Origin of the sequence: Pseudomonas sp. LjRoot277, from assembly GCF_964253845.1 — a bacterium.
Taxonomy (GTDB): Bacteria; Pseudomonadota; Gammaproteobacteria; order Pseudomonadales; family Pseudomonadaceae; genus Aquipseudomonas.
Map to the genome: position 1 here is coordinate 5,653,279 of NZ_CAXURI020000001.1, position 22,054 is coordinate 5,675,332.

18 protein-coding genes are annotated in these 22,054 nt (G+C 59.0%); 4 read left to right on the forward strand and 14 right to left on the reverse strand.

Annotated features, from left to right (window positions below; translation table 11 throughout):
* Window positions 1-310: 310 nt before the first annotated feature.
* Window positions 311-2,383: a TerD family protein gene (locus tag ACSQ87_RS26345; RefSeq protein WP_436274715.1), complete on the forward strand. Its 2,073-nt coding sequence runs from the start codon at window positions 311-313 to the stop codon at window positions 2,381-2,383.
* A gap of 173 nt (window positions 2,384-2,556) precedes the next feature.
* Here ACSQ87_RS26345 and guaA read toward each other — a convergent pair whose 3' ends face one another.
* The 4 genes from guaA to ACSQ87_RS26365 form a co-directional block, all read right to left on the reverse strand.
* Complete coding sequence (guaA, locus tag ACSQ87_RS26350; RefSeq protein WP_059406339.1) at window positions 2,557-4,134, reverse strand: glutamine-hydrolyzing GMP synthase; 1,578 nt, start codon at window positions 4,132-4,134, stop codon at window positions 2,557-2,559.
* A gap of 93 nt (window positions 4,135-4,227) precedes the next feature.
* Window positions 4,228-5,697, reverse strand: coding sequence for an IMP dehydrogenase (gene guaB, locus ACSQ87_RS26355; RefSeq protein ID WP_436274716.1), 1,470 nt, complete (start codon window positions 5,695-5,697; stop codon window positions 4,228-4,230).
* Between the two features lie 117 nt (window positions 5,698-5,814).
* Complete coding sequence (locus ACSQ87_RS26360) at window positions 5,815-6,363, reverse strand: hypothetical protein (protein ID WP_046046046.1); 549 nt, start codon at window positions 6,361-6,363, stop codon at window positions 5,815-5,817.
* 60 nt (window positions 6,364-6,423) lie between these two features.
* Window positions 6,424-7,191 (reverse strand): sulfite exporter TauE/SafE family protein, encoded by a 768-nt coding sequence (locus ACSQ87_RS26365; RefSeq protein WP_436274717.1) that lies wholly within the window; start codon window positions 7,189-7,191, stop codon window positions 6,424-6,426.
* Between the two features lie 185 nt (window positions 7,192-7,376).
* On the opposite strand from ACSQ87_RS26365, the gene xseA reads away from it, so the two are divergent.
* Window positions 7,377-8,756 carry an exodeoxyribonuclease VII large subunit gene (xseA, locus tag ACSQ87_RS26370; protein WP_033061484.1) on the forward strand — a complete coding sequence of 460 codons (1,380 nt, stop codon included), beginning with the start codon at window positions 7,377-7,379 and terminating at the stop codon, window positions 8,754-8,756.
* 3 nt (window positions 8,757-8,759) lie between these two features.
* Window positions 8,760-9,581 (forward strand): peptidoglycan DD-metalloendopeptidase family protein, encoded by an 822-nt coding sequence (locus tag ACSQ87_RS26375; RefSeq protein ID WP_436274718.1) that lies wholly within the window; start codon window positions 8,760-8,762, stop codon window positions 9,579-9,581.
* A 136-nt stretch (window positions 9,582-9,717) separates the two neighbouring features.
* Here the strand turns inward: ACSQ87_RS26375 and ACSQ87_RS26380 are convergent, their stop codons facing one another.
* Window positions 9,718-10,074, reverse strand: coding sequence for a hypothetical protein (locus ACSQ87_RS26380; protein WP_223432736.1), 357 nt, complete (start codon window positions 10,072-10,074; stop codon window positions 9,718-9,720).
* Between the two features lie 398 nt (window positions 10,075-10,472).
* Between ACSQ87_RS26380 and leuA the strand changes: the two genes are divergently transcribed.
* Complete coding sequence (gene leuA / locus ACSQ87_RS26385; protein ID WP_008147766.1) at window positions 10,473-12,152, forward strand: 2-isopropylmalate synthase; 1,680 nt, start codon at window positions 10,473-10,475, stop codon at window positions 12,150-12,152.
* Window positions 12,153-12,357: 205 nt separating this feature from the next.
* Here the strand turns inward: leuA and ACSQ87_RS26390 are convergent, their stop codons facing one another.
* The 9 genes from ACSQ87_RS26390 to pilW all read right to left on the reverse strand — a co-directional run bounded on the left by ACSQ87_RS26390 (window position 12,358) and on the right by pilW (window position 22,050).
* Complete coding sequence (locus ACSQ87_RS26390; RefSeq protein WP_436274719.1) at window positions 12,358-13,149, reverse strand: amidohydrolase; 792 nt, start codon at window positions 13,147-13,149, stop codon at window positions 12,358-12,360.
* The gene (locus ACSQ87_RS26395; protein WP_436274720.1) at window positions 13,137-14,285 is read right to left on the reverse strand and encodes a pyridoxal phosphate-dependent aminotransferase; all 1,149 of its coding nucleotides are present in this window, start codon (window positions 14,283-14,285) and stop codon (window positions 13,137-13,139) included. The genes ACSQ87_RS26390 and ACSQ87_RS26395 overlap by 13 nt, the downstream gene beginning before the upstream one ends.
* 122 nt (window positions 14,286-14,407) lie before the next feature.
* Window positions 14,408-15,877, reverse strand: coding sequence for a ribosome biogenesis GTPase Der (der, locus tag ACSQ87_RS26400; protein ID WP_046046039.1), 1,470 nt, complete (start codon window positions 15,875-15,877; stop codon window positions 14,408-14,410).
* Between the two features lie 139 nt (window positions 15,878-16,016).
* The gene (gene bamB / locus ACSQ87_RS26405) at window positions 16,017-17,168 is read right to left on the reverse strand and encodes an outer membrane protein assembly factor BamB (RefSeq protein WP_436274721.1); all 1,152 of its coding nucleotides are present in this window, start codon (window positions 17,166-17,168) and stop codon (window positions 16,017-16,019) included.
* The gene (locus ACSQ87_RS26410; RefSeq protein WP_129438184.1) at window positions 17,161-17,802 is read right to left on the reverse strand and encodes a tetratricopeptide repeat protein; all 642 of its coding nucleotides are present in this window, start codon (window positions 17,800-17,802) and stop codon (window positions 17,161-17,163) included. The genes bamB and ACSQ87_RS26410 overlap by 8 nt, the downstream gene beginning before the upstream one ends.
* 40 nt (window positions 17,803-17,842) lie before the next feature.
* The gene (hisS, locus tag ACSQ87_RS26415; protein WP_436274722.1) at window positions 17,843-19,132 is read right to left on the reverse strand and encodes a histidine--tRNA ligase; all 1,290 of its coding nucleotides are present in this window, start codon (window positions 19,130-19,132) and stop codon (window positions 17,843-17,845) included.
* Window positions 19,133-19,156: 24 nt separating this feature from the next.
* The gene (gene ispG / locus ACSQ87_RS26420) at window positions 19,157-20,266 is read right to left on the reverse strand and encodes a flavodoxin-dependent (E)-4-hydroxy-3-methylbut-2-enyl-diphosphate synthase (RefSeq protein WP_008147751.1); all 1,110 of its coding nucleotides are present in this window, start codon (window positions 20,264-20,266) and stop codon (window positions 19,157-19,159) included.
* Between the two features lie 3 nt (window positions 20,267-20,269).
* Window positions 20,270-21,292 carry a RodZ domain-containing protein gene (locus ACSQ87_RS26425; protein ID WP_436274723.1) on the reverse strand — a complete coding sequence of 341 codons (1,023 nt, stop codon included), beginning with the start codon at window positions 21,290-21,292 and terminating at the stop codon, window positions 20,270-20,272.
* Window positions 21,292-22,050, reverse strand: a complete 759-nt coding sequence (gene pilW, locus ACSQ87_RS26430; protein ID WP_223432730.1) for a type IV pilus biogenesis/stability protein PilW — start codon at window positions 22,048-22,050, stop codon at window positions 21,292-21,294. Before pilW ends, ACSQ87_RS26425 begins: the two co-directional genes overlap by 1 nt.
* Window positions 22,051-22,054: the final 4 nt, after the last annotated feature.

A 22,054-nucleotide genomic window follows, 5' to 3' on the forward strand; every position in this document is an offset into this window, starting at 1 on the left:
CGACCTTGAAGGCGCACTTGGCCAATAACACCGCCACTTGTCTGGACGATGGACAAGCGACTTGTCGCTCATCAGCCCCTATTCTTCTGGCGAAGCAGCTTGTTACCGTTGAGGTATGCAGCAATCTGACAAACAGAGACAACCTCCCGTAGTATGCCTTCGTGGCTATGGAACACCTTCCTTCTAAACCTCCTATGACCTAGGGGTTCCGCTCTCCACACCGCGCCTGCTTCTTGCAGGCGTTTTTATATCGGCTGTAGACACGATGCTGCAGCTCGTTCACGACGGCGGCCAAGGGAGAAAATCAAGGATGAATCAGGAGCTGTTCCTGCGTCGCCGTACCAAAGTTCACGTCCCGATGGGCACTGGCGGTGCCACGCGCGCTCAGGTCGCGTCGGCTGTCCGGGAAGTCGCGGCGTTCCGATGTGTACTATCAGAGCCTCTGATTGAGCAAATCGGCATGTTGTCAGCGACAGAACTCAAGCACTGGCTGCGCGATATTGTCGAAGTCCTTCGGCGGGAGACTGGGGCTCATGTGCACCACCGGCCGTTTTATCCTGACTTTCCAGAGCAGGTTCTGACGGCCTCAGAGGCGGAGTTGTACCTTAACGCCGTCATGCACTACCTCACGCTTTGGCGTTTACCACCGACTGAACACTCTCGACCTGTGATGCTTGAAGGCAACTTCATATCCCGCGTTATCGAACCGGGAAGCGTCTCTGAGTACGAGTCACTGCTCGAACCGCTGGTTTCATCGCGCACCTCGCTCTCCGAAGAGGAAACTGCCGATGTCGTCTGGTTTGTCCGAGAGTACAAAAGCGATGTGTTCCGTCTGCTGCCTGAGGCCGTCTCGTTCCGGGAGATCCGTGCACAGCTTGGCGGCGCGCTTATGCTGTATGTAGCCAACGATGCACGGGTGGACGCATTCCTGGAGCGAAACGTCGAAACGGCGACTGACGTGCTGCGACTCGCTGTAGCGCTGAATGGAGGAGACGTGTCGCTGACGGCAGCTTCGACACGTTTCACAGCGATGAAGCGCTCGATGCGCCGTCTGCTGTTGCGCCTGCTCGACCACATACCCAACGCTGTAGAAGACGTGATGCGCCATGCTGAGCGCTGGAAACGTCTGGCTGAAGTACTGCATCCGGGCGACTACGCCGATAAGTACCCACGAGCGCTAGCCGCCATCACGGCAGCGCGTCGCAACGAAGCGCCAGCCTCATTTGGATCACGTGTCGAAACATTGCTTGCCCAGCGTCACATCGCCACGCTTATGCCCATACTACAGAGCCGTCCTGGTGAGTTCGCACGACGGCTGGACGCGACCCTGCGGCGCGCGACGGAACCAGAGTCGGTTCTCGACGCGTTCGAGGCTGTTGCGACACAAGTGTCGTCACCTGTCCTGCTGCAATTGCTGGCCCAAGTACGCGCTCCGCGCCCCCTGCCCCTGCGGGCCTTCACACCGAAAGGTTCATTCGCCAAAATCTATGGCATCAAGGATCGACGCGAACCACTCACACCCGACGTGTTGGCTCGTGCAGCCCGAATCTGCGAAGACGCTCTCGTAAAGCGTTTTGCGTCGCTGCCGCCACTAGGCCGCTGTTTCATCGATCCAGCATTACGCGAATACAGGGTGCCGCTGGCGCAGCGTGCCTCATCGAAATCGCTACGTACGCTGGTGCGGGGCAGTCGGTTGCCTATACCTGACACACGTTTTATTCGCCTGTTCCTGTGGTGGAAAAACGGTCGTGAACGCACTGACATTGACTTGTCAGCCGCTTTTTTCGACGCCAACTTCGTGTTCACACAAACGGTCGCGTACTACAACCTGAAGGATTTCGGCGGCTACCACAGCGGCGACATCGTCGACGCGCCCGACGGGGCTTCGGAGTTCATCGACCTCGACCTTGATGTCCTCGTCGAGAAGGGCATCCGCTATGTCGTCACATCTATCAACTCATACACAGAGCAGCCGTTCTGCGATCTTCCAGAATGCTTCGCTGGCTGGATGGCCCGCGCCGACGCGGCGTCGGGTGAAGTATTTGAGCCGCGATCCGTATTCGACCGTATCGATATCGCATCCGACGCAAGGATCTGTCTGCCATTCGTGATGGACTTGCAGGAACGACGCGTGATTTGGGCCGATCTGGGACTCACTTCATCTGCGCGGTGGAACAATGTCGGGAACAACCTCAGTGGGATATCGTTGATGCTGCGGGCTCTGGTGCATACACCACGACCAGATTTGGAAACTCTGTTCGACTTACATGTTCGGGCACGGGGGGAACGAGTGGCTTCGCCGCAGCAGGCACAGGCGGTGTTTGCGCCTGATCAAGGGATAACGCCGTTCGATACGGATTTGATTCGATCACAGTTTCTCTAATACCTACGCCAGCCTTTGCCGCTCATTGAAACGACAGATCCTGCTTCGTAGCTTTCCACCCAAAAACAAAAATGCCAGTCAGCATAACTGACTGGCATTGGCTAAAAACCCTCCTGTGCCCCTCCGAATCTAACGTTGAACTCTAGAGGGTGCCGGCTTTGTGGGTCGCCTCATCATTCCCACTCAATCGTCGCTGGCGGCTTGCTCGACACGTCATAAGTAACGCGGGAGATGCCTTCGATTTCGTTGATGATCCGGCCGGAAACAGTTTCCAGCAGTTCGTAAGGCAGGTGCGCCCAACGCGCGGTCATGAAGTCGATGGTTTCCACGGCGCGCAGGGCCACTACCCAGGCGTAACGACGGCCATCGCCGACAACGCCAACCGACTTCACTGGCTGGAACACCACGAATGCCTGGCTGACTTTGTGGTACCAGTCGGCCTTGCGCAGCTCTTCGATGAAGATGTGGTCGGCACGACGCAGCAGGTCGGCGTATTCCTTCTTCACTTCACCGAGGATCCGCACGCCCAGACCCGGGCCCGGGAACGGGTGACGGTAGACCATGTCGTACGGCAGGCCGAGTTCCAGGCCCAGACGACGGACTTCGTCCTTGAACAGCTCGCGCAGGGGTTCAACCAGCTTGAGGTTCATTTCTTCCGGCAGGCCACCCACGTTGTGGTGCGACTTGATCACGTGAGCCTTGCCGCTTTTGGCGCCAGCCGACTCGATCACGTCCGGGTAGATAGTGCCTTGGGCGAGGTACTTGATGTTGTCCAGTTTGTTGGACTGGGCATCGAAGACGTCGATGAAGGTACGGCCGATGATCTTGCGCTTCTTCTCCGGGTCGGACTCGCCGGCCAGGTTGTCGAGGAACTGATCTTCGGCATTGGCGCGGATCACCTTGACGCCCATGTTCTCGGCGAACATGGCCATCACTTGCTCGCCTTCGTGCAGACGCAGCAGGCCGTTGTCGACGAAGACACAGGTCAGTTGATCGCCGATCGCTTTGTGCAGCAGCGCGGCAACCACCGAGGAGTCCACACCGCCGGACAGGCCAAGCAGTACGTTGTCGGTGCCGACCTGGGCGCGAATGTTGGCGATGGCGTCTTCAGCAATCTTCGAAGGCGTCCACAGAGCTTCGCAGCCGCAGATGTCGAGGATGAAGCGCGAGAGGATGCGACCGCCCTGCTTGGTGTGGGTCACTTCCGGGTGGAACTGCACGCCGTAGTAGCCGCGGGCATCGTCGAACATGCCGGCGATCGGGCAGCTTGGGGTGCTGGCCAGGATGTGGAATTCCTGAGGCATCTTGGTGACCTTGTCACCGTGACTCATCCACACGTCGAGGCCGAACAGGCCGTCGGCGTCGATGTGGTCTTCGATGCCGTCGAGCAGACGGCTTTTGCCGACCACGTCAACGCGGGCATAACCGAACTCACGCAGCTCGGAACCTTCGACCTTGCCACCCAGCTGTTCAGCCATGGTCTGCATGCCGTAGCAGATACCGAAGACCGGTACGCCCAGGTCAAACACCGCTTGCGGGCAGCGTGGGCTGTCGGCTACGTGCACGGACTCGGGGCCGCCGGCGAGAATGACGCCTTTTGGAGCGAATTCGCGAATCGCTTCGTCGTCCATGTCGAACGGATGCAGTTCGCAGTACACGCCGATTTCACGCACGCGGCGGGCAATCAGCTGGGTGTACTGGGAACCGAAGTCGAGGATCAGGATGCGGTGAGCGTGAATGTCGAGGGCCATGTGGTCAGTCTCGTCTATGCAGTTCGGTGAAGAAAATCAGAAACAACTCGGGGCTGAAAACAGCCCCGGTTACTTAACTTATTGCTGGAAGGCTCAACCTACGCGGTAGTTTGGCGCTTCTTTGGTGATCTGTACGTCGTGAACGTGGGACTCGGCCATGCCAGCACCAGTGATCCGCACGAACTCAGGCTTGGTGCGCATTTCTTCGATATCGGCGCTGCCGGTGTAACCCATCGAGGAACGCAGGCCGCCCATCAGTTGATGGATGATGGCGCTCAGGGTGCCCTTGTAAGGAACACGCCCTTCGATACCTTCCGGAACCAGTTTCTCGGCGCCTGCCGAGGAGTCCTGGAAGTAACGGTCGGAGGAGCCTTGAGCCTGGGACATGGCGCCCAGCGAACCCATGCCGCGGTAAGCCTTGTACGAACGACCCTGGAACAGTTCGATCTCGCCCGGCGCTTCTTCAGTACCGGCGAACATCGAGCCCATCATCACGCAGGAAGCACCGGCAACGATGGCCTTGGACAGGTCACCGGAGAAACGGATGCCGCCGTCGGCGATCAACGGAACGCCAGTGCCTTCAAGGGCAGCAGCGACGTTGGCGATGGCACTGATTTGCGGGACGCCGACACCGGCGACGATGCGGGTGGTGCAGATCGAGCCTGGGCCGATACCGACCTTGACTGCATCGGCGCCCGCTTCGGCCAAAGCCTTGGCGGCAGCGCCGGTGGCGATGTTGCCGCCGATAACCTGCACTTCAGGGAAATTCTGTTTGACCCAGCGAACGCGGTCGATCACACCTTTGGAGTGACCGTGAGCAGTGTCGACCACCACCACGTCAACGCCGGCATTGACCAGGGCAGCGACGCGATCACCGGTGTCTTTACCGGTACCGACTGCAGCACCAACGCGCAGACGACCTTGATCGTCCTTGCTGGCCAGCGGGTATGCCTTGGCTTTTTCGATGTCGTTGACGGTCATCATGCCTTTGAGGGCGAATTTGTCGTCGACGATCAGCACGCGTTCGATACGGTTTTTGTGCAACAACTCGCGGACGTCGTTTTTGTCGGCGCCTTCCTTGACCGTGACCAGACGCTCTTTAGGCGTCATCACTTCACGGACGGCGGCGTCCAGACGGTTTTCGAAACGTACGTCACGGGAAGTGACGATGCCGACCAGGTCGCCATCGTGCAGTACCGGAACGCCGGAGATGTTGTGCATGCGGGTCAGTTCGAACAGTTCACGAACCGTGGCGTCAGCCTCGATGGTGATCGGGTCCTTGACCACGCCGGCCTCATAACGCTTGACCTTGCGCACTTCGGCAGCTTGCTGCTCGATGGTCATGTTCTTGTGGATAATGCCGATGCCACCTTCCTGAGCCATGGCAATTGCCAGTCGGGCTTCAGTAACGGTGTCCATGGCGGCAGAAACCAAAGGAATATTCAGCTCGATGCCACGGGTTAGGCGGGTCTTGAGACTGACTTCGTTAGGAAGCACCTCGGAATAACCAGGCACTAGGAGAATGTCGTCGAATGTCAGAGCTTCTTGGCTGATACGCAGCATCGCGGGGGCTCCCGAGCGGGAAAATGGAAGCGCGCCATTATAGTCAGACACCCCCTCGGGTTCAATGTAAAACTCTGTCTATTATTAGCATTACTGATATACGGGGATTGTCGTCTCCTACAGTTCGACTTTCACCCAACTGACAGGCTGATCGAGCCAATCGGCAAATTCGTCGATAAAGCTCTGCTTGAACCCGGCCTCGGCCCAGTTGTTGAAGATAAAGCCCAGGTTGGAAAAGCCGCATTCCTGCAGGAAAAGAAAGCCGTTGATGTCATCTTCATGCCCGCATTCCGGACAGGTGAAGTTATCGGTGCGCCCCGGCATCCAGTCTTCCAGGCTTTCGAACAGCGCTTCGCCGACTTCCTTGCGGCACTCGGCGCAACCCGCCTCTTCAAGGAAACCCTTGGCCGGCGTATAGATGCAGCGCTTGGTGATGATCTCCAGGCCATTGATCGGTTCGCCGAACGGCAGTGCTTCAGGATGCAGCACGACAGCGCGGGCACCGTCGGCGATGGCATGAGCCATGCGATTGCCAGTGCGGCCACAAGTGGTCAGTTCTTCTTTAATGATGTTCTTGCGCACCAGCCAACGCACGACCGCCCGGGCCCGGGGTTCGTGCACCGGCAGTGTGGAGATTTTCGGGACAATAATGCTTTGCGAATTCATGGTGCGGCCTGCTGCAACGCTTTAACGAAGCCCGGCAGCATAAGCACCCGGCTTCAGAGGTCAAGCACTCAAATATCGTCCGATCAAGGCGATTCCGCTGGCCAGCACCAACCAGGTCACCAGCCGCACAAACGCCTCGCGGGACAATCTCATGGTCAACCGCCGGCCGATCCACAGCCCCAATGCCATGGCCGGCAATAAACACAGCGCCAATACCAACAAGGGTAGCTCGGCATACACACCTGCGACGGCAAACAGGCTCAAACGCACCACCGTGCTGCAACTGATCAGCGCACTCTGGGTCGCCCGGGCTGCCTCTTTGGGCAGGCGACTGTTCAAATAGATCGCATATAAAAAGCCGCCACTGCCAAACAATGCCCCGAACATCCCGCCCACCGTGCCCATCGGCACGGCCCAAGCGGCAGACAATTGCCTCGGACGGGTTTTGACCCACAAGCTGTAAATCGCATAGGCGCTGATAAACAGCCCCATCAACAGCAGCAACACATCGGATTTCAGATTCAGTAAAAAAATCACCCCCAATGTGCAGCCCACCGCCATGCATGGCAGCAGCCGCAGCAACTCGGGCTTCGCCACATCCCGTCGCGAAGGCAGCAGATTGCCGAACGCCGCGATGAAATCCAGCAGCACCAACAGCGGCACGATTTTCGACAGTGGCATGAACAGAATCAGAATCGGCCCTGCCACCAACGCAGTGCCGAAACCGGCAATACCGAACACGATGTAGGCCAGAGCGATTGCCAGCCCGATGATCAGCCAATCCGTTGGACCGAATGGCCATTGGTTCAACAGCTCAAGCACATTCATTCCATGTCTTCCTTGATTCCCGGAGCTGACTTTACCCCTTGTGGGAGCGGGCTTGCTCGCGAATACGGTTCAACATTCAATATTAATGTCGACTGGTACACCGCCTTCGCGAGCAAGCCCGCTCCCACAGGGGATTTTCGTTGGTGCATGGAGATTCAGCGTCGAATGCCTTTAAACTGCGCCCCATGATTAAAGATCCCTTTGCAAGACTCGGCCTGGACCGTGAAGTCCTGACTGTCAGCCAGCTCAACGGCCGCGCGCGGGTGTTGCTCGAAGACGTGTTCAGCAACATCTGGGTTGAAGGCGAAATCTCCAACCTCGCCCGTCCGGCGTCCGGCCACGTGTATTTCACCCTCAAGGACAGCGGTGCCCAAGTGCGTTGCGCACTGTTCCGGCAGAACGCGGCGCGAGTGCGCCAGGCCTTGAAGGATGGCTTGGCGGTCAAGGTCCGCGGCAAGGTTTCGCTGTTCGAGGGCCGTGGCGACTATCAGCTGATCCTCGATACCGTGGAGCCGGCCGGTGACGGTGCGCTGCGTCTGGCCTTCGATGCGTTGAAGGAAAAACTCAGCGCCGAAGGCCTGTTCAGCGCCGAGCGCAAAGTGCCGCTGCCAGCGCATCCACAACGCATCGGCATCATCAGCTCGCCCACCGGCGCGGTGATCCGCGACATCATCAGTGTATTCCGCCGCCGTGCGCCGCAGATCCAACTGACGTTGATCCCCACTGCCGTGCAGGGCCGCGAAGCCACGGCGCAGATTGTCCGCGCATTGAAACTGGCGGACGCCCGCGGTTTCGACGCGTTGATCCTGGCCCGTGGCGGCGGTTCACTGGAAGACCTCTGGTGCTTCAACGAAGAAGCCGTGGCCCGCGCCGTGGATGCCTGCGTGACGCCGATTGTCAGCGCCGTCGGCCATGAAACCGACGTGTCGATCAGCGACTTCGTGGCCGACGTCCGTGCCCCGACGCCGTCCGCCGCTGCCGAACTGCTTGCGCCGGATTCCAGTGACCTGGTCCGTCGGGTCGAAAGCCTGCATCGACGTCTGGTGATGCGTATCCGCGACCGCTTGATGCGTGATCGACTGCGACTGGAAGGCATGTCTCGCCGCTTGCGCCATCCCGGCGAGCGTCTGCGTCAACAAGCGCAACGCCTGGATGATCTGGACATGCGCATGCGCCGCGCGTTCGAACGCAGCCTCAATACCCGTCGCGAACGGTTGATCCGTCTCGAAACCCGCCTCGCCGGGCAACATCCGGGACGGCAACTGGCGATGCTCCGTCAGCGCCTCGACAGTCTTGCCGAACGCCTGCCCCGTGCCATGCGCGAAGGGCTCAAATCCCGTCGCCTGCAACTGCAAAGCCAGATGCAGACGCTGCATGTGGTCAGCCCTTTGGCGACCCTCGGCCGCGGCTACAGCATTTTGCTGGACGAACGCGGCAACGCGATCCGCAACGCCGCGCAAACCCACAATGGTCAGCGCCTGAAAGCCAGACTTGGCGAAGGCGAGCTGCAAGTTCGGGTCGAAGACAATCACCTAACGCCTGTCACCCTTTCTTTACTGGATTGATCCATGCCGCGTTTTTTAGCTCCGCTGCTGTTGCTGTGCCTGACCTTCAACGCCCACGCCGATAGTTACATCACCCGCCTGTTGAACAAACCAGTGCCGGGCGGCGTGGCAGTGGTGGATCTGGGCGCCTCGGTGCAGGCGCCGAAGGCCAGTTATCAGGGCAAACCGGTGCTGGTGATCAAGGAACAGAACAACTGGCTGGCGATTGTCGGCGTGCCGTTGACGGTAAAACCGGGCACTCAGCAGGTCAGCAGTGGCGGTCGCACTCTGAATTTCAACATTGGTAACAAGAAATACCCGGAACAGCACATCACGTTGAAGAACACGCAGCAGGTCAATCCAAACCCGGAGAATCTCAAGCGCATCGAGGGTGAGTTGGCCGAACAGATCCAGGCTTACCGCAGCTTCAGCCCGAACACCCCGAGCAACCTGTTGCTGGACAAACCGGTCAACGGCCCGCTGTCGAGCAAGTTCGGCGTGCGCCGCTTCTTCAATGGTGAAGAGCGTAATCCTCACGCTGGCCTGGACTTCGCCGTGCCGGCCGGTACGCCGATCAGGACCCCGGCTGCCGGCAAGGTGATCCTGATCGGTAACTACTTTTTCAACGGCAACACGGTGTTTGTCGATCACGGGCAGGGGTTTATCAGCATGTTCTGCCACATGTCGAAAATCGACGTGAAGGTTGGCCAGCAATTGGCCCGTGGTGGGGTGGTTGGGAAAGTGGGTGCCACCGGGCGGGCGACCGGGCCGCATATGCACTGGAACGTCAGCCTGAATGATGCGCGGGTGGATCCGGCGATTTTCATTGGGGCGTTTCAGCCTTAAATTGCCGTTGAGGCTACCGGCCTCTTCGCGAGCAAGCCCGCTCCCACATTGGAATTCTGGCGTACATAATACCTGTATTCACACCGGACAAATGTGGGAGCGGGCTTGCTCGCGAAGGCGGCCTCAAAGACGTTGCTTATTCAGCCTCCAGATCCTCAATCCCATGAATTTCCCTATGCGCTAGGCACTCTTTGATCCACGCCTGAGTTTCCTCCGAGAAGCCCGCCAACTCTTCAGCGCTGATCAACTCATGAGTACACAGCCCCAGCAAGTGAGCAGGCGCCTCATTGCGTGAGTGACTGAACACGCCAAACGCCCAATACAGCTCCTGTTGACCGGCCTTCAGCCTTTCTTCGCTGACTTCTATCCGCTCATAAGGTGCAATGCTTTTATCCAGCACCGTGCGTTCGACCTCCGCCATGATCCGGATACATAGCCGCTCATGGGCCAACGGACGCAGTGCGCTATAAAGCTTCCAATCCGACTCGTTCATTGCCGACTCCTGCCTGCCAGTAGTCCTTGGTGAGGCTTTAAGAATAGCCGCGCTGACACGCCCCATCACCGAAAGCCTTCAATTGCGCATCGCTCAAACCTCGCGCAAACATAAAAACAATGACCGTCGTTCACCGCAATAAAATCTCGATAACAACGACTTTTCGAGGATTCCTCTCAATTTTTTTCGACCGCTTGCCATCCTTCACCCTCGCGGTTAGGGTTGAAGGCATGAAAACCTCTCACACCCTCATTCAGCTTCGCCAGCACCGCAGCCTGTGCCTTGTCAGTGCACGACTGCCAGGCTGAATCGCGGTGCCTCGTCCTACGCTTTATCCCCAGAACATTTGATCCACCGGCAGGCCGCCTTTTTTCGGCCCACACAATAAGGATTTCCCGATGAGCATGCTCAAAGACCCGTCTTCGAAATACCGCGCGTTCCCGACCATCGACATCCCGGACCGCACCTGGCCGTCGAAGACCATTACCGCCGCGCCGATCTGGTGCAGCTCCGACCTTCGTGATGGTAACCAGTCGCTGATCGAGCCAATGGACGCGGTCAAGAAGCTGCGTTTCTGGAAAACCCTGGTGTCGGTCGGCGTTAAAGAAATCGAAGCATCCTTTCCGGCGGCTTCGCAAACCGACTTCGACTTCGTGCGCACCCTGATCGAAGGCAACCACATCCCGGACGACACCACCATTCAGGTGCTGACCCAGGGCCGTGAAGACTTGATCGAGCGCACCTTCGAATCCCTGCGCGGGGCGAAGAAAGCCATCGTTCACCTGTACAACGCGACCTCCCCTTCCTTCCGTCGCATTGTCTTCAACCAGGACAAGGAAGGGGTCAAGGCCATCGCCGTGAACGCGGCCAAGCTGTTCGTCAAATATGCCGCCCAGCAGCCAAACACCGAGTGGACCTTCGAGTACTCGCCAGAAACCTTCAGCGCCACTGAGCTCGAGTTTGCCAAAGAAGTCTGCGACGCAGTCATCGAAGTCTGGAACCCGACGCCTGAGCACAAGGTGATTCTCAACCTGCCAGCCACCGTCGAATGCGCGACCCCGAACATCTATGCCGACCAGATCGAATGGTTCGGCCGTCACATCAACCGTCGCGACAGCGTGATCATCAGCCTGCACACCCACAACGACCGTGGCACTGGCGTTGCGGCCACCGAGTTGGGCCTGATGGCCGGCGCCGACCGTGTCGAAGGCTGCCTGTTCGGCAACGGCGAACGTACCGGTAACGTCGACCTGGTGACCGTGGCGCTGAACCTCTACACCCAGGGCATTCACCCTGAGCTGGACTTCTCCGACATCGACGGCGTGCGCAAAGTCGTCGAAGAATGCAACCAGATCCAGGTGCACCCACGTCACCCGTACGTCGGCGACCTGGTTCACACCGCGTTCTCCGGCTCCCACCAGGATGCCATCCGCAAGGGCTTCGCCCAGCAGAAACCGGACGCCCTGTGGGAAGTGCCGTACTTGCCAATCGACCCGGCCGATATCGGCCGCAGCTACGAGGCGGTGATCCGCGTCAACAGCCAGTCGGGCAAGGGCGGTATCGCTTACCTGCTGGAACAGGAATACGGCATCAGCTTGCCGCGTCGCATGCAGATCGAGTTCAGCCAGGTTGTGCAGCGTGAAACCGACCGTCTGGGCCTCGAGATGACGGCTCAGCAGATCCACGCGCTGCTGCACAGCGAGTACTTGCAGGCGAACACTCCGTACGCGCTGGTCAGCCATCGCCTGCAGGAAGAAAACGGTCACAGCGCCGTCGAAGTGGAAGTCTCTGGTAAAGGTCAGGGTGAAACCAACCTGCACTGGCGTGGCAAGGGCAACGGCGCCCTGGAAGCGCTCGTGGCCGGTCTGCCGATTCCGGTTGAAATCATGGACTACAACGAACACGCCATCGGCTCGGGCACCAATGCCAAGGCGGCGGCCTACATTGAACTGCGCGTGAACGGTGAACGTGCGGTGCACGGCGTCGGTATCGATGAAAACATCACCACCGCCAGCTTCAAGGCCCTGTTCAGCGCGCTTAACCGCTCGCTGAGCCAGCCGGAAGCGAAAGCGGCGTAAGCCTTCGCTGAAATGCAAAAGGCCCCGGGGTGCGAACCTCGGGGCCTTTTTGTTTGCCTGGGATTTTTGTATTGCCTGTTATGGCCTCTTCGCGAGCAAGCCCGCTCCCACAGTGGATTTTTGGTGTACACAAAATCTGTGTTCACACCGATCAAGTGTGGGAGCGGGCTTGCTCGCGAAGACGGACGGTCAGGCAGCAAAAATCTCAGGTGAACTCGAACGTATCGGCATCCAGGTTCGCTGGAAAGCGTGTTCGATAAGCCTGAAGATCTGCAGCGTTCAGAACGACCTGAAACACCCCATCAGCTTCGCCCGCACTGAGTAACGTCTCACCCTGGAAGTCCAGCACCTGACTGTCGCCGGTATACGCAAAACCTTTGCCGTCAGTACCAACCCGATTCACCGCCGCCACGTAGCAAAGGTTTTCAATCGCCCGAGCTGGCAGCAAACGGTTCCAGTGCTGACGCCGTGCCCCCGGCCAGTTGGCGGTGTACAGCAGCAAATCGGTATCCTGAGCATCACGGCTCCAGACCGGGAAGCGCAGGTCGTAGCAAATCAGCGGACGCACGCGCCAGCCCTTGAGTTCGAACTGCACCTGACGCTCGCCGGGGGTGAAGTGATTGTGTTCGCCGGCCATGCGGAACAGATGTCGCTTGTCGTAGTGCCACACCTCCCCGTCCGGCCGCGCCCACAACAGGCGATTGCGATGGCTGCCGTCAGCCGCCTGGACGATCACGCTGCCGGTGATCACCGCATCCAGTTTCGCTGCCTGAACCCGCAGCCATTTGCTGGTCGGTCCATTTTCCGACTCGGCGAGGGTCTCCGATTCCATGGAAAAACCGGTGGTGAACATCTCCGGCAGGATAATCAGGTCCGCCCCACGAGCCTGTTCCAGCAACAGCTCGAAATGCTCCAGATTGGCCTGACGATCGTGCCAGGCCAGGGTGGTCTGGATCAGCGCGATGTTCAGATTGGGCAGTGCACTCAGATCACGCATAGTTTTGCCGCTGCTTCACGCAGGGTCTCCTCGCGTTTGGCGAAGCACAGGCGCACCAGGCGCTGGCCTTCGGGCGGGGTCTGATAGAACACCGAGATCGGGATGCTCGCCACGCCACGTTCGCGGGTCATCCACTGCGCCATCTCGACATCATTGAGGTCCGGGCGGATCTGCGAGTAATCGACCAACTGGAAATACGTGCCGGCCACTCGGGTGAAACTGAAGCGAGACGGCACCAGCAGATCGCAGAACAGATCGCGCTTGGCCTGATAGAAAGCCGGCAGTTCTTCGACGTGTTCCGGGTACTCGGCCATGAAGTCGGCCAAGGCGTATTGCAGCGGCGTTACACCGCAGAAACTGACGTATTGGTGAACCTTGCGCAGCTCGGCGGTGAGGGCCGGCGGTGCGACCACGTAGCCGGTTTTCCAGCCAGTGACATGATAGGTCTTGCCGAAGGAGCTGACCACGAATGCACGCTGATACAGCTCTTGGTGATTCAGCACGCTGACGTGAGGCACGCCATCGAACACCAAGTGTTCGTAGACCTCATCGCTGATGACATAAATGTCGCGGTCGCGAATCAACGCTGCCAGCTGATCCAGCTCGGCACGACTGATCAGCGCACCACTTGGGTTGTGCGGGGTGTTGAGGATGATCATCCGCGTGCGCGGCGTAATGGCTTCACCCAGCTTCTGGAAGTCGATGGCAAAGTCATTCAGGCCCAACTGCACATGAACGCAGCGACCACCGGCCAGCTCAACCGAAGGTTCATAACTGTCGTAGGCCGGATCGAAGACGATCACTTCGTCGCCGCTGTGGATAACCGCCTGAATGGCGCAAAAGATCGCCTGGGTTGCACCGGGCGTGACTGTCACCTCATGGTCGGCATCCACGTTGACGCCGTAGCTGCGGGCGATCTTCGCCGCAATCTGCTGACGCAATGCCGGAAGGCCGGTCATCGGCGAATACTGGTTGTGGCCATTGGCGATATGCCGACCGACCGCATCGCACAGGGCCTGCGGCGCATCGAAATCGGGAAAACCCTGAGACAGATTGAGCGCCCCGGTTTGCGCCGCGAGCTGAGACATCTGAGTAAAGATAGTGATGCCGACATTCGGCAGCTTACTGGTGATCATCGGTGATTCCCTGCTCTACACCCGGCTCTACGGCGGCACGGGAGAGCCCGAGAATAGCCCAAACGACAGGCATGAAAAAGGGCGCCATTGGCGCCCTCTTCACTCCACGGGAAAAACCTGAATCAGCGCTTGTCGCGGCGCTTCTTGTCGGCCTTTTTGTGGTGCGACATCATGCGACGCTTCTTGTTGACCTGACGGTCGGTGAGCGAATTCTTGTTGCCTTCGTACGGGTTCTCGCCGCCCTTGAACTCGATGCGGATCGGCGTACCGACCAGCTTCAGAACACGACGATAAGTGTTTTCCAGGTAACGTACGTAAGACTTCGGCACCTTCTCGATCTGGTTACCGTGAATCACGATGATCGGCGGGTTCGCACCACCCAAGTGGGCATAACGCAGCTTGATCCGGCGGTTGTTGACCATCGGTGGCGCGTGCTCACCAACCGCATCTTCCAGAATCGTGGTCAGGCGGTTGGTTGGCCAGCGGGTGACCGCAGACTTGAACGAGTTCTGTACGGAGGCGTAGAGGTTGCCCACGCCCGTGCCGTGCAGCGCCGAGATGAAGTGAATGTCGGCGTAGTCAACGAAGAACAGTCGACGTTGCAGCTCGACCTTCACGAAGTCGCGCTCGCTCGGCGTCATGCCGTCCCACTTGTTGATCGCGATCACCAGCGCACGACCCGACTCAATGGCGAAGCCCAGCAGGTTGAGATCGTGATCGACCACGCCTTCGCGGGCGTCCATCACAAAGATCACCACGTTGGCGTCTTTGATCGCTTGCAGGGTCTTGACCACGGAGAATTTTTCGACTTCTTCGTGGATCTTGCCGCGCTTGCGCACACCGGCGGTGTCGATCAGCGTGTACTTCTCGTCGTTACGCTCGAACGGGATGTAGATACTGTCGCGGGTGGTGCCGGGCTCGTCATAGACGATTACCCGGTCTTCACCGAGCATGCGATTGACCAGGGTCGACTTGCCGACGTTCGGGCGGCCGATGATCGCGATCTTGATCCCGTCTTTTTCGCTAGGACCAGGAATGCGCTTGGCTTCCTCGCCTTCGGCAACGATCTCTTCCTCGCCTTCTTCCAGCTCGTCATCGTCTTTCGGGAAGTCGCTGAGGGCGATTTCCAGCATCTGGGTGATGCCACGACCATGAGCACCGGCGATCGGGATCGCGTGGCCCATGCCCAACGGGGCGAATTCAGCGCGGGCCATTTCAGGGTCGATGTTGTCGACCTTGTTGGCAACCACGTAAGAACGCTTGTTACGTTTGCGCAAATGCTCGGCGATCATCTGGTCGGCGGCGGTGAAACCGGCCTTGGCATCTACCAGGAACAGAACGACATCTGCTTCTTCAATGGCCAGCAGCGACTGCTCGGCCATTTTTTCGTCCATACCGTGCTCGTCACCGGAGATACCGCCGGTGTCGACCAGAATGTAGGAACGCCCTTGCCACTTGGCCTCACCGTATTGGCGATCACGGGTCAGACCGGACAAGTCGCCGACGATGGCGTCGCGAGTCCTGGTCAGGCGGTTGAACAAGGTGGACTTGCCGACGTTCGGTCGGCCCACCAGGGCGATTACGGGAACCATGCGGCTCTCCACTTCGTTATTTCAGAAAATACAAAAGCCGCTGCGAGGCAGCGGCTGGTGCTCGGGGCAGCGCCAGGAGGCGCCGCAAGCCTTGCAGAACAAGGCCGCTTGGGGTTAAACCCCAAGCATAGTCAAACCTTTACTTAATGGTCAGGGCTTCCAGTTTGCCGCTGTTGCCATACAGATAAATCGTGTCACCCACCACCAGCGGACGGGCACGCAGGCCGTCGCTGTCGATGCGCTCGCGGCCGACGAAACGACCGTCCACCTGGCTCAGCAGATGCAGGTAACCTTCCATATCACCGACTGCAACGTAGCTGGAGAACACTTCCGGAGCCGACAGTTGACGACGGGCCAGCGAATCGTTGCTCCACAAAGCTGTGGTGGAACGTTCGTCGACGCCTTCAACGGTGCCCGAAGACAGGCTCACGTAGACGCTGCCAAAACCCTGGGCGACACCTGCATAGCTGGAAGCATCACGCTGCCAGAGCTGACGACCGCTTTCCAGATCCAGTGCCGCAACGCGACCCTGATAGCTGGCGACATACAGCGTACCGCCGGACAGCAGCAGGCCGCCGTCGATATCGACAACGCGCTCCAGTTCCGAACGACCTTGTGGAATCGCTACACGTTGTTCCCATACCGGCACGCCGTTGGAAATATCGAGAGCGACCACTTTACCGGTCGACAGGCCAGCCACCGCGAGGCGGTTGGTGACGATCGGCGCACTGGTGCCGCGCAGGGTCAATACCGCCGGAGTACTGTCATACAACCAGCGCTGGGTGCCGGTAGCGGCATCCAGACCGATCAGACGGTCATCCTGAGTCTGAACTACAACGACATCACCGTTGTTGGCCGGCGGTGCGAGGACTTCACTGGACACGCGAGCGCGCCATTTCTCTTCACCGTTGATGGCGTCCAGGGCAACGATTTCACCCTTGATCGTACCGATCAGGAGCAGACCGTAACTGACGCCGACAGCGCCGGAAACAGGCAGTTCGAGATCTTTCTTCCATTTGACGTCGCCATTGCTGCGATCCATCGCCATCACCACACCGGTGACGTCGGCGGCATAGATGGTATCGCCATCGATCGCCGGAACCAGCATGTTGTACGATTCGCCCTGACCGTTACCGATCGAACGACTCCACTGCTTTTGCAGAACCACTTCTTCTTTGAAGTCGGTCAACTCGGCCGGTGGCAGTTCTTTTTTGCTGTTGCTGCTGCAACCCGCGGCCAATATGGCCAGAGTCAGCAATGCTGCATGTTTCCAACGAATCACGTCACGCATCCCCTTTGGCCAGGTCGTCCAGCTTGATTTGTAGGCCACCCACTGCCGCTTCATCCGACAGTGCCGCCTTGGCTTTTTGATACGCCGTGTTCGCTTCGTCGGTACGACCCAACTGCACCAGCAAGTCGCCTTTGAGTTCTTCGCGAGTGGCCAGGAATGCTTTATCGGCATCGCCTTCGAGCAGTTTCAGGGCTTCATCGGCCTTGTTCTGCGCGGCCAGCACCTGCGCCAGACGCTGACGAGCAATTTCGCCCAGCGCCGGGTTGGCCGGTTTGGCAACAATGGCTTTCAGTTCGCTGGCTGCGTCATCCAGCTTGCCGCTGTCGACCGCAACTTTTGCCACGAACAGGCTGCCGTACTGCGCGTAAGCGCTACCGCCGAACTCGCTGTTGAGCTTGCCGGCCAAGTCCGCAACACGGGCGGCATCAGGCTTGCCGTCTGGCGTCAGCGTGGTTTCCAGCAGTTGCTGATAGAGCATCGAGGCGCCTTGCGACTGATTGCTCTGATACTTGTGAAAGGCCTGCCAGCCGAACACGATGACCAGCGCCAACAGGCCGCCAGTGACCAGGGGCTTGCCGTTGCGTGTCCACCAGTCCTTCAAATCCGCCAGATGTTCGTCTTCGGTACTCGACACCCCAATACTCCTTAATCGCTAAATCGGCTGTTTGACAGCTTCAACCCTGCACGACGCAGGTGGCCAGGTGTGCAGCAAGCGCATCCCAGGCAATGCTTTGTTGTTCGCCCTGGCCACGCAGGGGTTTGAAACCTACCACTTGCTGGGCCATTTCGTCGTCACCGAGGATCAGCGCGTACAACGCACCGCTCTTGTCGGCTTTCTTGAACTGGCTTTTGAAGCTGCCGGCGCCGGCATTCACTTGCAGACGCAGGTTGGGCAATTGATCACGAACACGTTCACTCAGGGCCAGACCGGCCAGCTCGGCGGCCTCACCGAAGGCGCAGAGGTAAACATCGACCTGACGGGAAATCTCTTCCGGGATCTGCTCCAGGGTTTCAAGCAACAGCACCAGGCGCTCGATGCCCATGGCGAAACCAACGCCAGGGGTCGGCTTGCCGCCCATCTGCTCCACCAGACCGTCGTAACGACCACCGGCACACACGGTGCCTTGGGCGCCCAGCTTGTCGGTGACCCATTCGAAAACGGTCTTGCTGTAGTAATCCAGCCCGCGAACCAGCTTCGGGTTGATCACATAAGGAATGCCAGCGGTGTCCAGACGAGCCTTGAGGCCCTCGAAGTGCACGCGGGATTCTTCGTCGAGGTAGTCAGCCATTTTCGGCGCGTCGACCAGCACGGCTTGAGTGTCAGCGTTCTTGGTATCCAGGACCCGCAAAGGGTTGGTCTTCAGACGGCGCTGGCTGTCTTCGTCCAGCTTGTCCAGGCGGGCCGAAAGGAACTCGACCAGCGCTTCGCGATAACGACCGCGGGACTCGGCAGTGCCGAGGCTGTTGAGTTCGAGCTTGACCGCATCACGGATACCCAACTCGCCCCACAGGCGCCAGGTCAGCACGATCAGCTCGGCGTCGATGTCCGGACCGTCGAGGTTGAAGACTTCACAACCGATCTGGTGGAACTGGCGATAACGGCCTTTCTGCGGACGTTCGTGGCGGAACATCGGGCCGATGTACCAGAGTTTCTGCACTTGGCCACCGCCGGTGATGCCGTGCTCAAGCACCGCACGCACACAGGCCGCCGTGCCTTCAGGGCGCAGGGTCAGGGAGTCGCCGTTGCGGTCGTCGAAGGTGTACATCTCTTTTTCGACGATGTCGGTCACTTCACCGATGGAGCGCTTGAACAGCTCGGTGAACTCGACGATTGGCATGCGGATCTGCTTGTAACCGTAGTTATCCAGCAAACGCGAGACGGTGCCCTCGAAATGACGCCACAGGGGGGTCTGCTCGGGCAGGATGTCGTTCATGCCACGTATGGCTTGCAGAGACTTGCTCACTATAAATCCTTAAATTCGTTCGACTTAGCCGCGCGCAATGACTGCTGCGTCAGCTTCGACCTTTTCGGCCGCTTTCTGGCGGATCAAGCGTTCAAGCTCATCCACCAGATTGTCATTCGTCAGTTTCTGCGACGGCTTACCGTCGATGTAAATCAGGTTTGGCGTGCCGCCGGTCAAGCCGATATGGGCTTCCTTGGCTTCGCCCGGTCCGTTGACCACGCAACCGATGACCGCGACATCCAATGGCACCAGCAGGTCTTCGAGGCGCCCTTCCAGCTCGTTCATGGTTTTGACCACATCGAAGTTCTGCCGCGAGCAACTCGGGCAGGCGATGAAGTTGATGCCACGGGAACGCAGGTGCAGGGATTTGAGAATGTCGTAGCCGACTTTCACTTCCTCGACCGGGTCCGCCGCCAACGAGATGCGAATAGTATCGCCAATCCCTTCGGCGAGCAGCATACCGAGGCCCACGGCGGATTTCACCGTACCTGAACGCAAACCACCGGCTTCGGTGATGCCCAGGTGCAGCGGCTGGACGATTTCCTTGGCCAGCAAGCGGTAAGCGGCGACGGCCATGAACACGTCGGAGGCTTTCACGCTGACCTTGAAGTCCTGGAAATTCAGACGTTCAAGGTGCTCGACGTGACGCAGGGCAGATTCAACCAGCGCAGCCGGAGTCGGCTCGCCGTATTTCTTTTGCAGGTCTTTTTCCAGGGAACCGGCGTTCACGCCGATACGGATCGGAATCCCGCGATCACGGGCGGCATCGACTACCGCACGTACGCGGTCTTCGCGACCGATGTTGCCCGGATTGATGCGCAGGCAGTCAACGCCCAGTTCGGCTACGCGCAGAGCGATCTTGTAGTCGAAGTGAATGTCGGCAACCAACGGTACTTTGACCAGCTTCTTGATCTTGCCGAAGGCTTCAGCGGCATCCATATCGGGAACGGAAATTCGTACGATATCGACGCCAGCCGCTTCCAGGCGATTGATCTGGGCCACGGTGGCGGCCACGTCGTTGGTGTCGCTGTTGGTCATGCTCTGCACAGCGATAGGCGCATCGCCGCCAACAGGCACGTTACCGACCCAGATCTTGCGGGATTCGCGACGTTTGATTGGAGATTCGCCGTGCATGACTTATTGACCCAACTTCAGGCGAGCAGTCTCGCCACTGGTGAACGGAGCGACATCAACCACCTGCCCGTTGTAGCTGACCTGCGCGCCACGGGCGACGCCCAGACGCACGGAAAACGGTGGCTTGCCGCTCACGGAAACGTTTTCGCCTTTACGCTTGAGACCGCTCAACAGCACCTTGCCGGTGCCATCGGTCACTTGCGTCCAGCAATCGGCAGTGAATTGCAGTTGAACCTGGCCTTGACCGGCAACCGGAGCCGCCGCGACTGGAGCGGGAATGGTCGGAGTAACCGAAGCGCTCGCAGGCGGGGTCGATACAACGGGAGCAGTCGGGGCAGGCGCGGCCGGAGTCGCGACAACCGGAGCGATGCTGTGGGCAGGTGCAACAGGCGTTGGTGCAACCGGTGCAGCAGGCGCAGTCGCTTCAGCTTCGGCCGGCGCTTCAGCCGACGTCTCGGCCTGCGGCAACGCAAGAGCGGTTGTGCCTTCAGCCTGACCTTCCGCAACGGCCTGGTCTTCCGGCTCGTCCAGCGGATGAATCTGGGTGGTGCCGTCAGCGCCTTCGACTTCAACGTGTTCCGGGCTCAGGCTGGTCAGGTCTTTGGTGCGCAATGAGGTTTGATCCTGCCACCAGACAAAACCACCACCAATCACTGCGAACAGCAACAGCAGGCTGACAATTCGCAAAATGGTGTGGGAAACCCGAACCGGCTCTTCGATACGTCCCAGGCTATGAACGTTGCTGCCCTGGGAGTCGGTGCCGGTGGATTGGTCGAACTGTTGGACCAGTACGGTTTGATCCATGCCGAGCAGTTTCGCATAGGTGCGAATATAACCGCGAGCAAAGGTATGCCCAGGCAGCTTGTCGAAAGCGCCGGCTTCCAGATTGCTCAGGGAATTGACGGTGAGGTTGAGCTTGAGGGCCACTTCGGCCAGCGACCAGCCATTGCTTTCGCGAGCCTGGCGCAAAGTCTCACCGGGATTAACGCGATTCGCTGCTACAACTTCGGGATGCGCCGCTTTCATCATTGCTCCGACAGGTATTGCTGATATTCCGGCGTACCGGGATAGAGTCGTTTTAGTTGCAGGCCAAAACTGGCGGCCTTGTCGCGATCATCAAACACTTTTGCCAGCCGAACGCCGAGCAATAGACTACGTGCATTTTGCTCGGTGAGCCGGCTAAAACGATCGTAATAGTCACGCGCGGGCACATAATGCCTGTCTTCGAAGGACAACTCAGCCATTTCCAGCAATGCTCGTGGCTGTTGGCGATTCAAACGCAGGGATTTTTCCAGCTGCTGCTGCGCCAGATCGCGCTGCCCCAGCTTCGAAGCGGTCATGCCGAGGTTCTCGAACACTCGCGAACGCTCAGGATACAAGGTATCGGCGGCGGCCTGTTCAAAGCGCTCGTAAGCTTCTTTGTAGCGTTTCTCTTCGAAAAGAAAACTGCCGTAGTTGTTCAGGATTCGCGCATCGTTGGGACGGGAAGACAGCGCCTTGCGAAAATGCTGATCCGCCAGCTCCGGCTCCATCTCGGCCTGGAATACCAGACCCAGCGCAGCGTTGGCATCCGGATCCGACTCATCCAGATCCAGCGCTTTCTTCAACGGTACTTTCGCCCGTTCGGTCATACCCTGCTGCAAGTACCCCAAGCCCAGCTGCACATACGCAACGCGCGCCTCATCGCGGCCCTTGCTGGTCTTCATCGGGTTGAAATCGCCCGACAGGACACAACCAGCACACAGGCTGGCCAACAGCAAAAGCAGCGCGAAGCGCAGGGACATAGAG

What these genes read in the sequence shown, in the direction of transcription:
- ACSQ87_RS26345 (WP_436274715.1), top strand. Translation starts at nt 311, where the DNA reads ATGAATCAGGAGCTGTTCCTGCGTCGCCGTACCAAAGTTCACGTCCCG.
- guaA (WP_059406339.1), bottom strand. Translation starts at nt 4,134, where the DNA reads ATGGCCCTCGACATTCACGCTCACCGCATCCTGATCCTCGACTTCGGT.
- guaB (WP_436274716.1), bottom strand. Translation starts at nt 5,697, where the DNA reads ATGCTGCGTATCAGCCAAGAAGCTCTGACATTCGACGACATTCTCCTA.
- ACSQ87_RS26360 (WP_046046046.1), bottom strand. Translation starts at nt 6,363, where the DNA reads ATGAATTCGCAAAGCATTATTGTCCCGAAAATCTCCACACTGCCGGTG.
- ACSQ87_RS26365 (WP_436274717.1), bottom strand. Translation starts at nt 7,191, where the DNA reads ATGAATGTGCTTGAGCTGTTGAACCAATGGCCATTCGGTCCAACGGAT.
- xseA (WP_033061484.1), top strand. Translation starts at nt 7,377, where the DNA reads ATGATTAAAGATCCCTTTGCAAGACTCGGCCTGGACCGTGAAGTCCTG.
- ACSQ87_RS26375 (WP_436274718.1), top strand. Translation starts at nt 8,760, where the DNA reads ATGCCGCGTTTTTTAGCTCCGCTGCTGTTGCTGTGCCTGACCTTCAAC.
- ACSQ87_RS26380 (WP_223432736.1), bottom strand. Translation starts at nt 10,074, where the DNA reads ATGAACGAGTCGGATTGGAAGCTTTATAGCGCACTGCGTCCGTTGGCC.
- leuA (WP_008147766.1), top strand. Translation starts at nt 10,473, where the DNA reads ATGAGCATGCTCAAAGACCCGTCTTCGAAATACCGCGCGTTCCCGACC.
- ACSQ87_RS26390 (WP_436274719.1), bottom strand. Translation starts at nt 13,149, where the DNA reads ATGCGTGATCTGAGTGCACTGCCCAATCTGAACATCGCGCTGATCCAG.
- ACSQ87_RS26395 (WP_436274720.1), bottom strand. Translation starts at nt 14,285, where the DNA reads ATGATCACCAGTAAGCTGCCGAATGTCGGCATCACTATCTTTACTCAG.
- der (WP_046046039.1), bottom strand. Translation starts at nt 15,877, where the DNA reads ATGGTTCCCGTAATCGCCCTGGTGGGCCGACCGAACGTCGGCAAGTCC.
- bamB (WP_436274721.1), bottom strand. Translation starts at nt 17,168, where the DNA reads ATGCGTGACGTGATTCGTTGGAAACATGCAGCATTGCTGACTCTGGCC.
- ispG (WP_008147751.1), bottom strand. Translation starts at nt 20,266, where the DNA reads ATGCACGGCGAATCTCCAATCAAACGTCGCGAATCCCGCAAGATCTGG.
- ACSQ87_RS26425 (WP_436274723.1), bottom strand. Translation starts at nt 21,292, where the DNA reads ATGAAAGCGGCGCATCCCGAAGTTGTAGCAGCGAATCGCGTTAATCCC.
- pilW (WP_223432730.1), bottom strand. Translation starts at nt 22,050, where the DNA reads ATGTCCCTGCGCTTCGCGCTGCTTTTGCTGTTGGCCAGCCTGTGTGCT.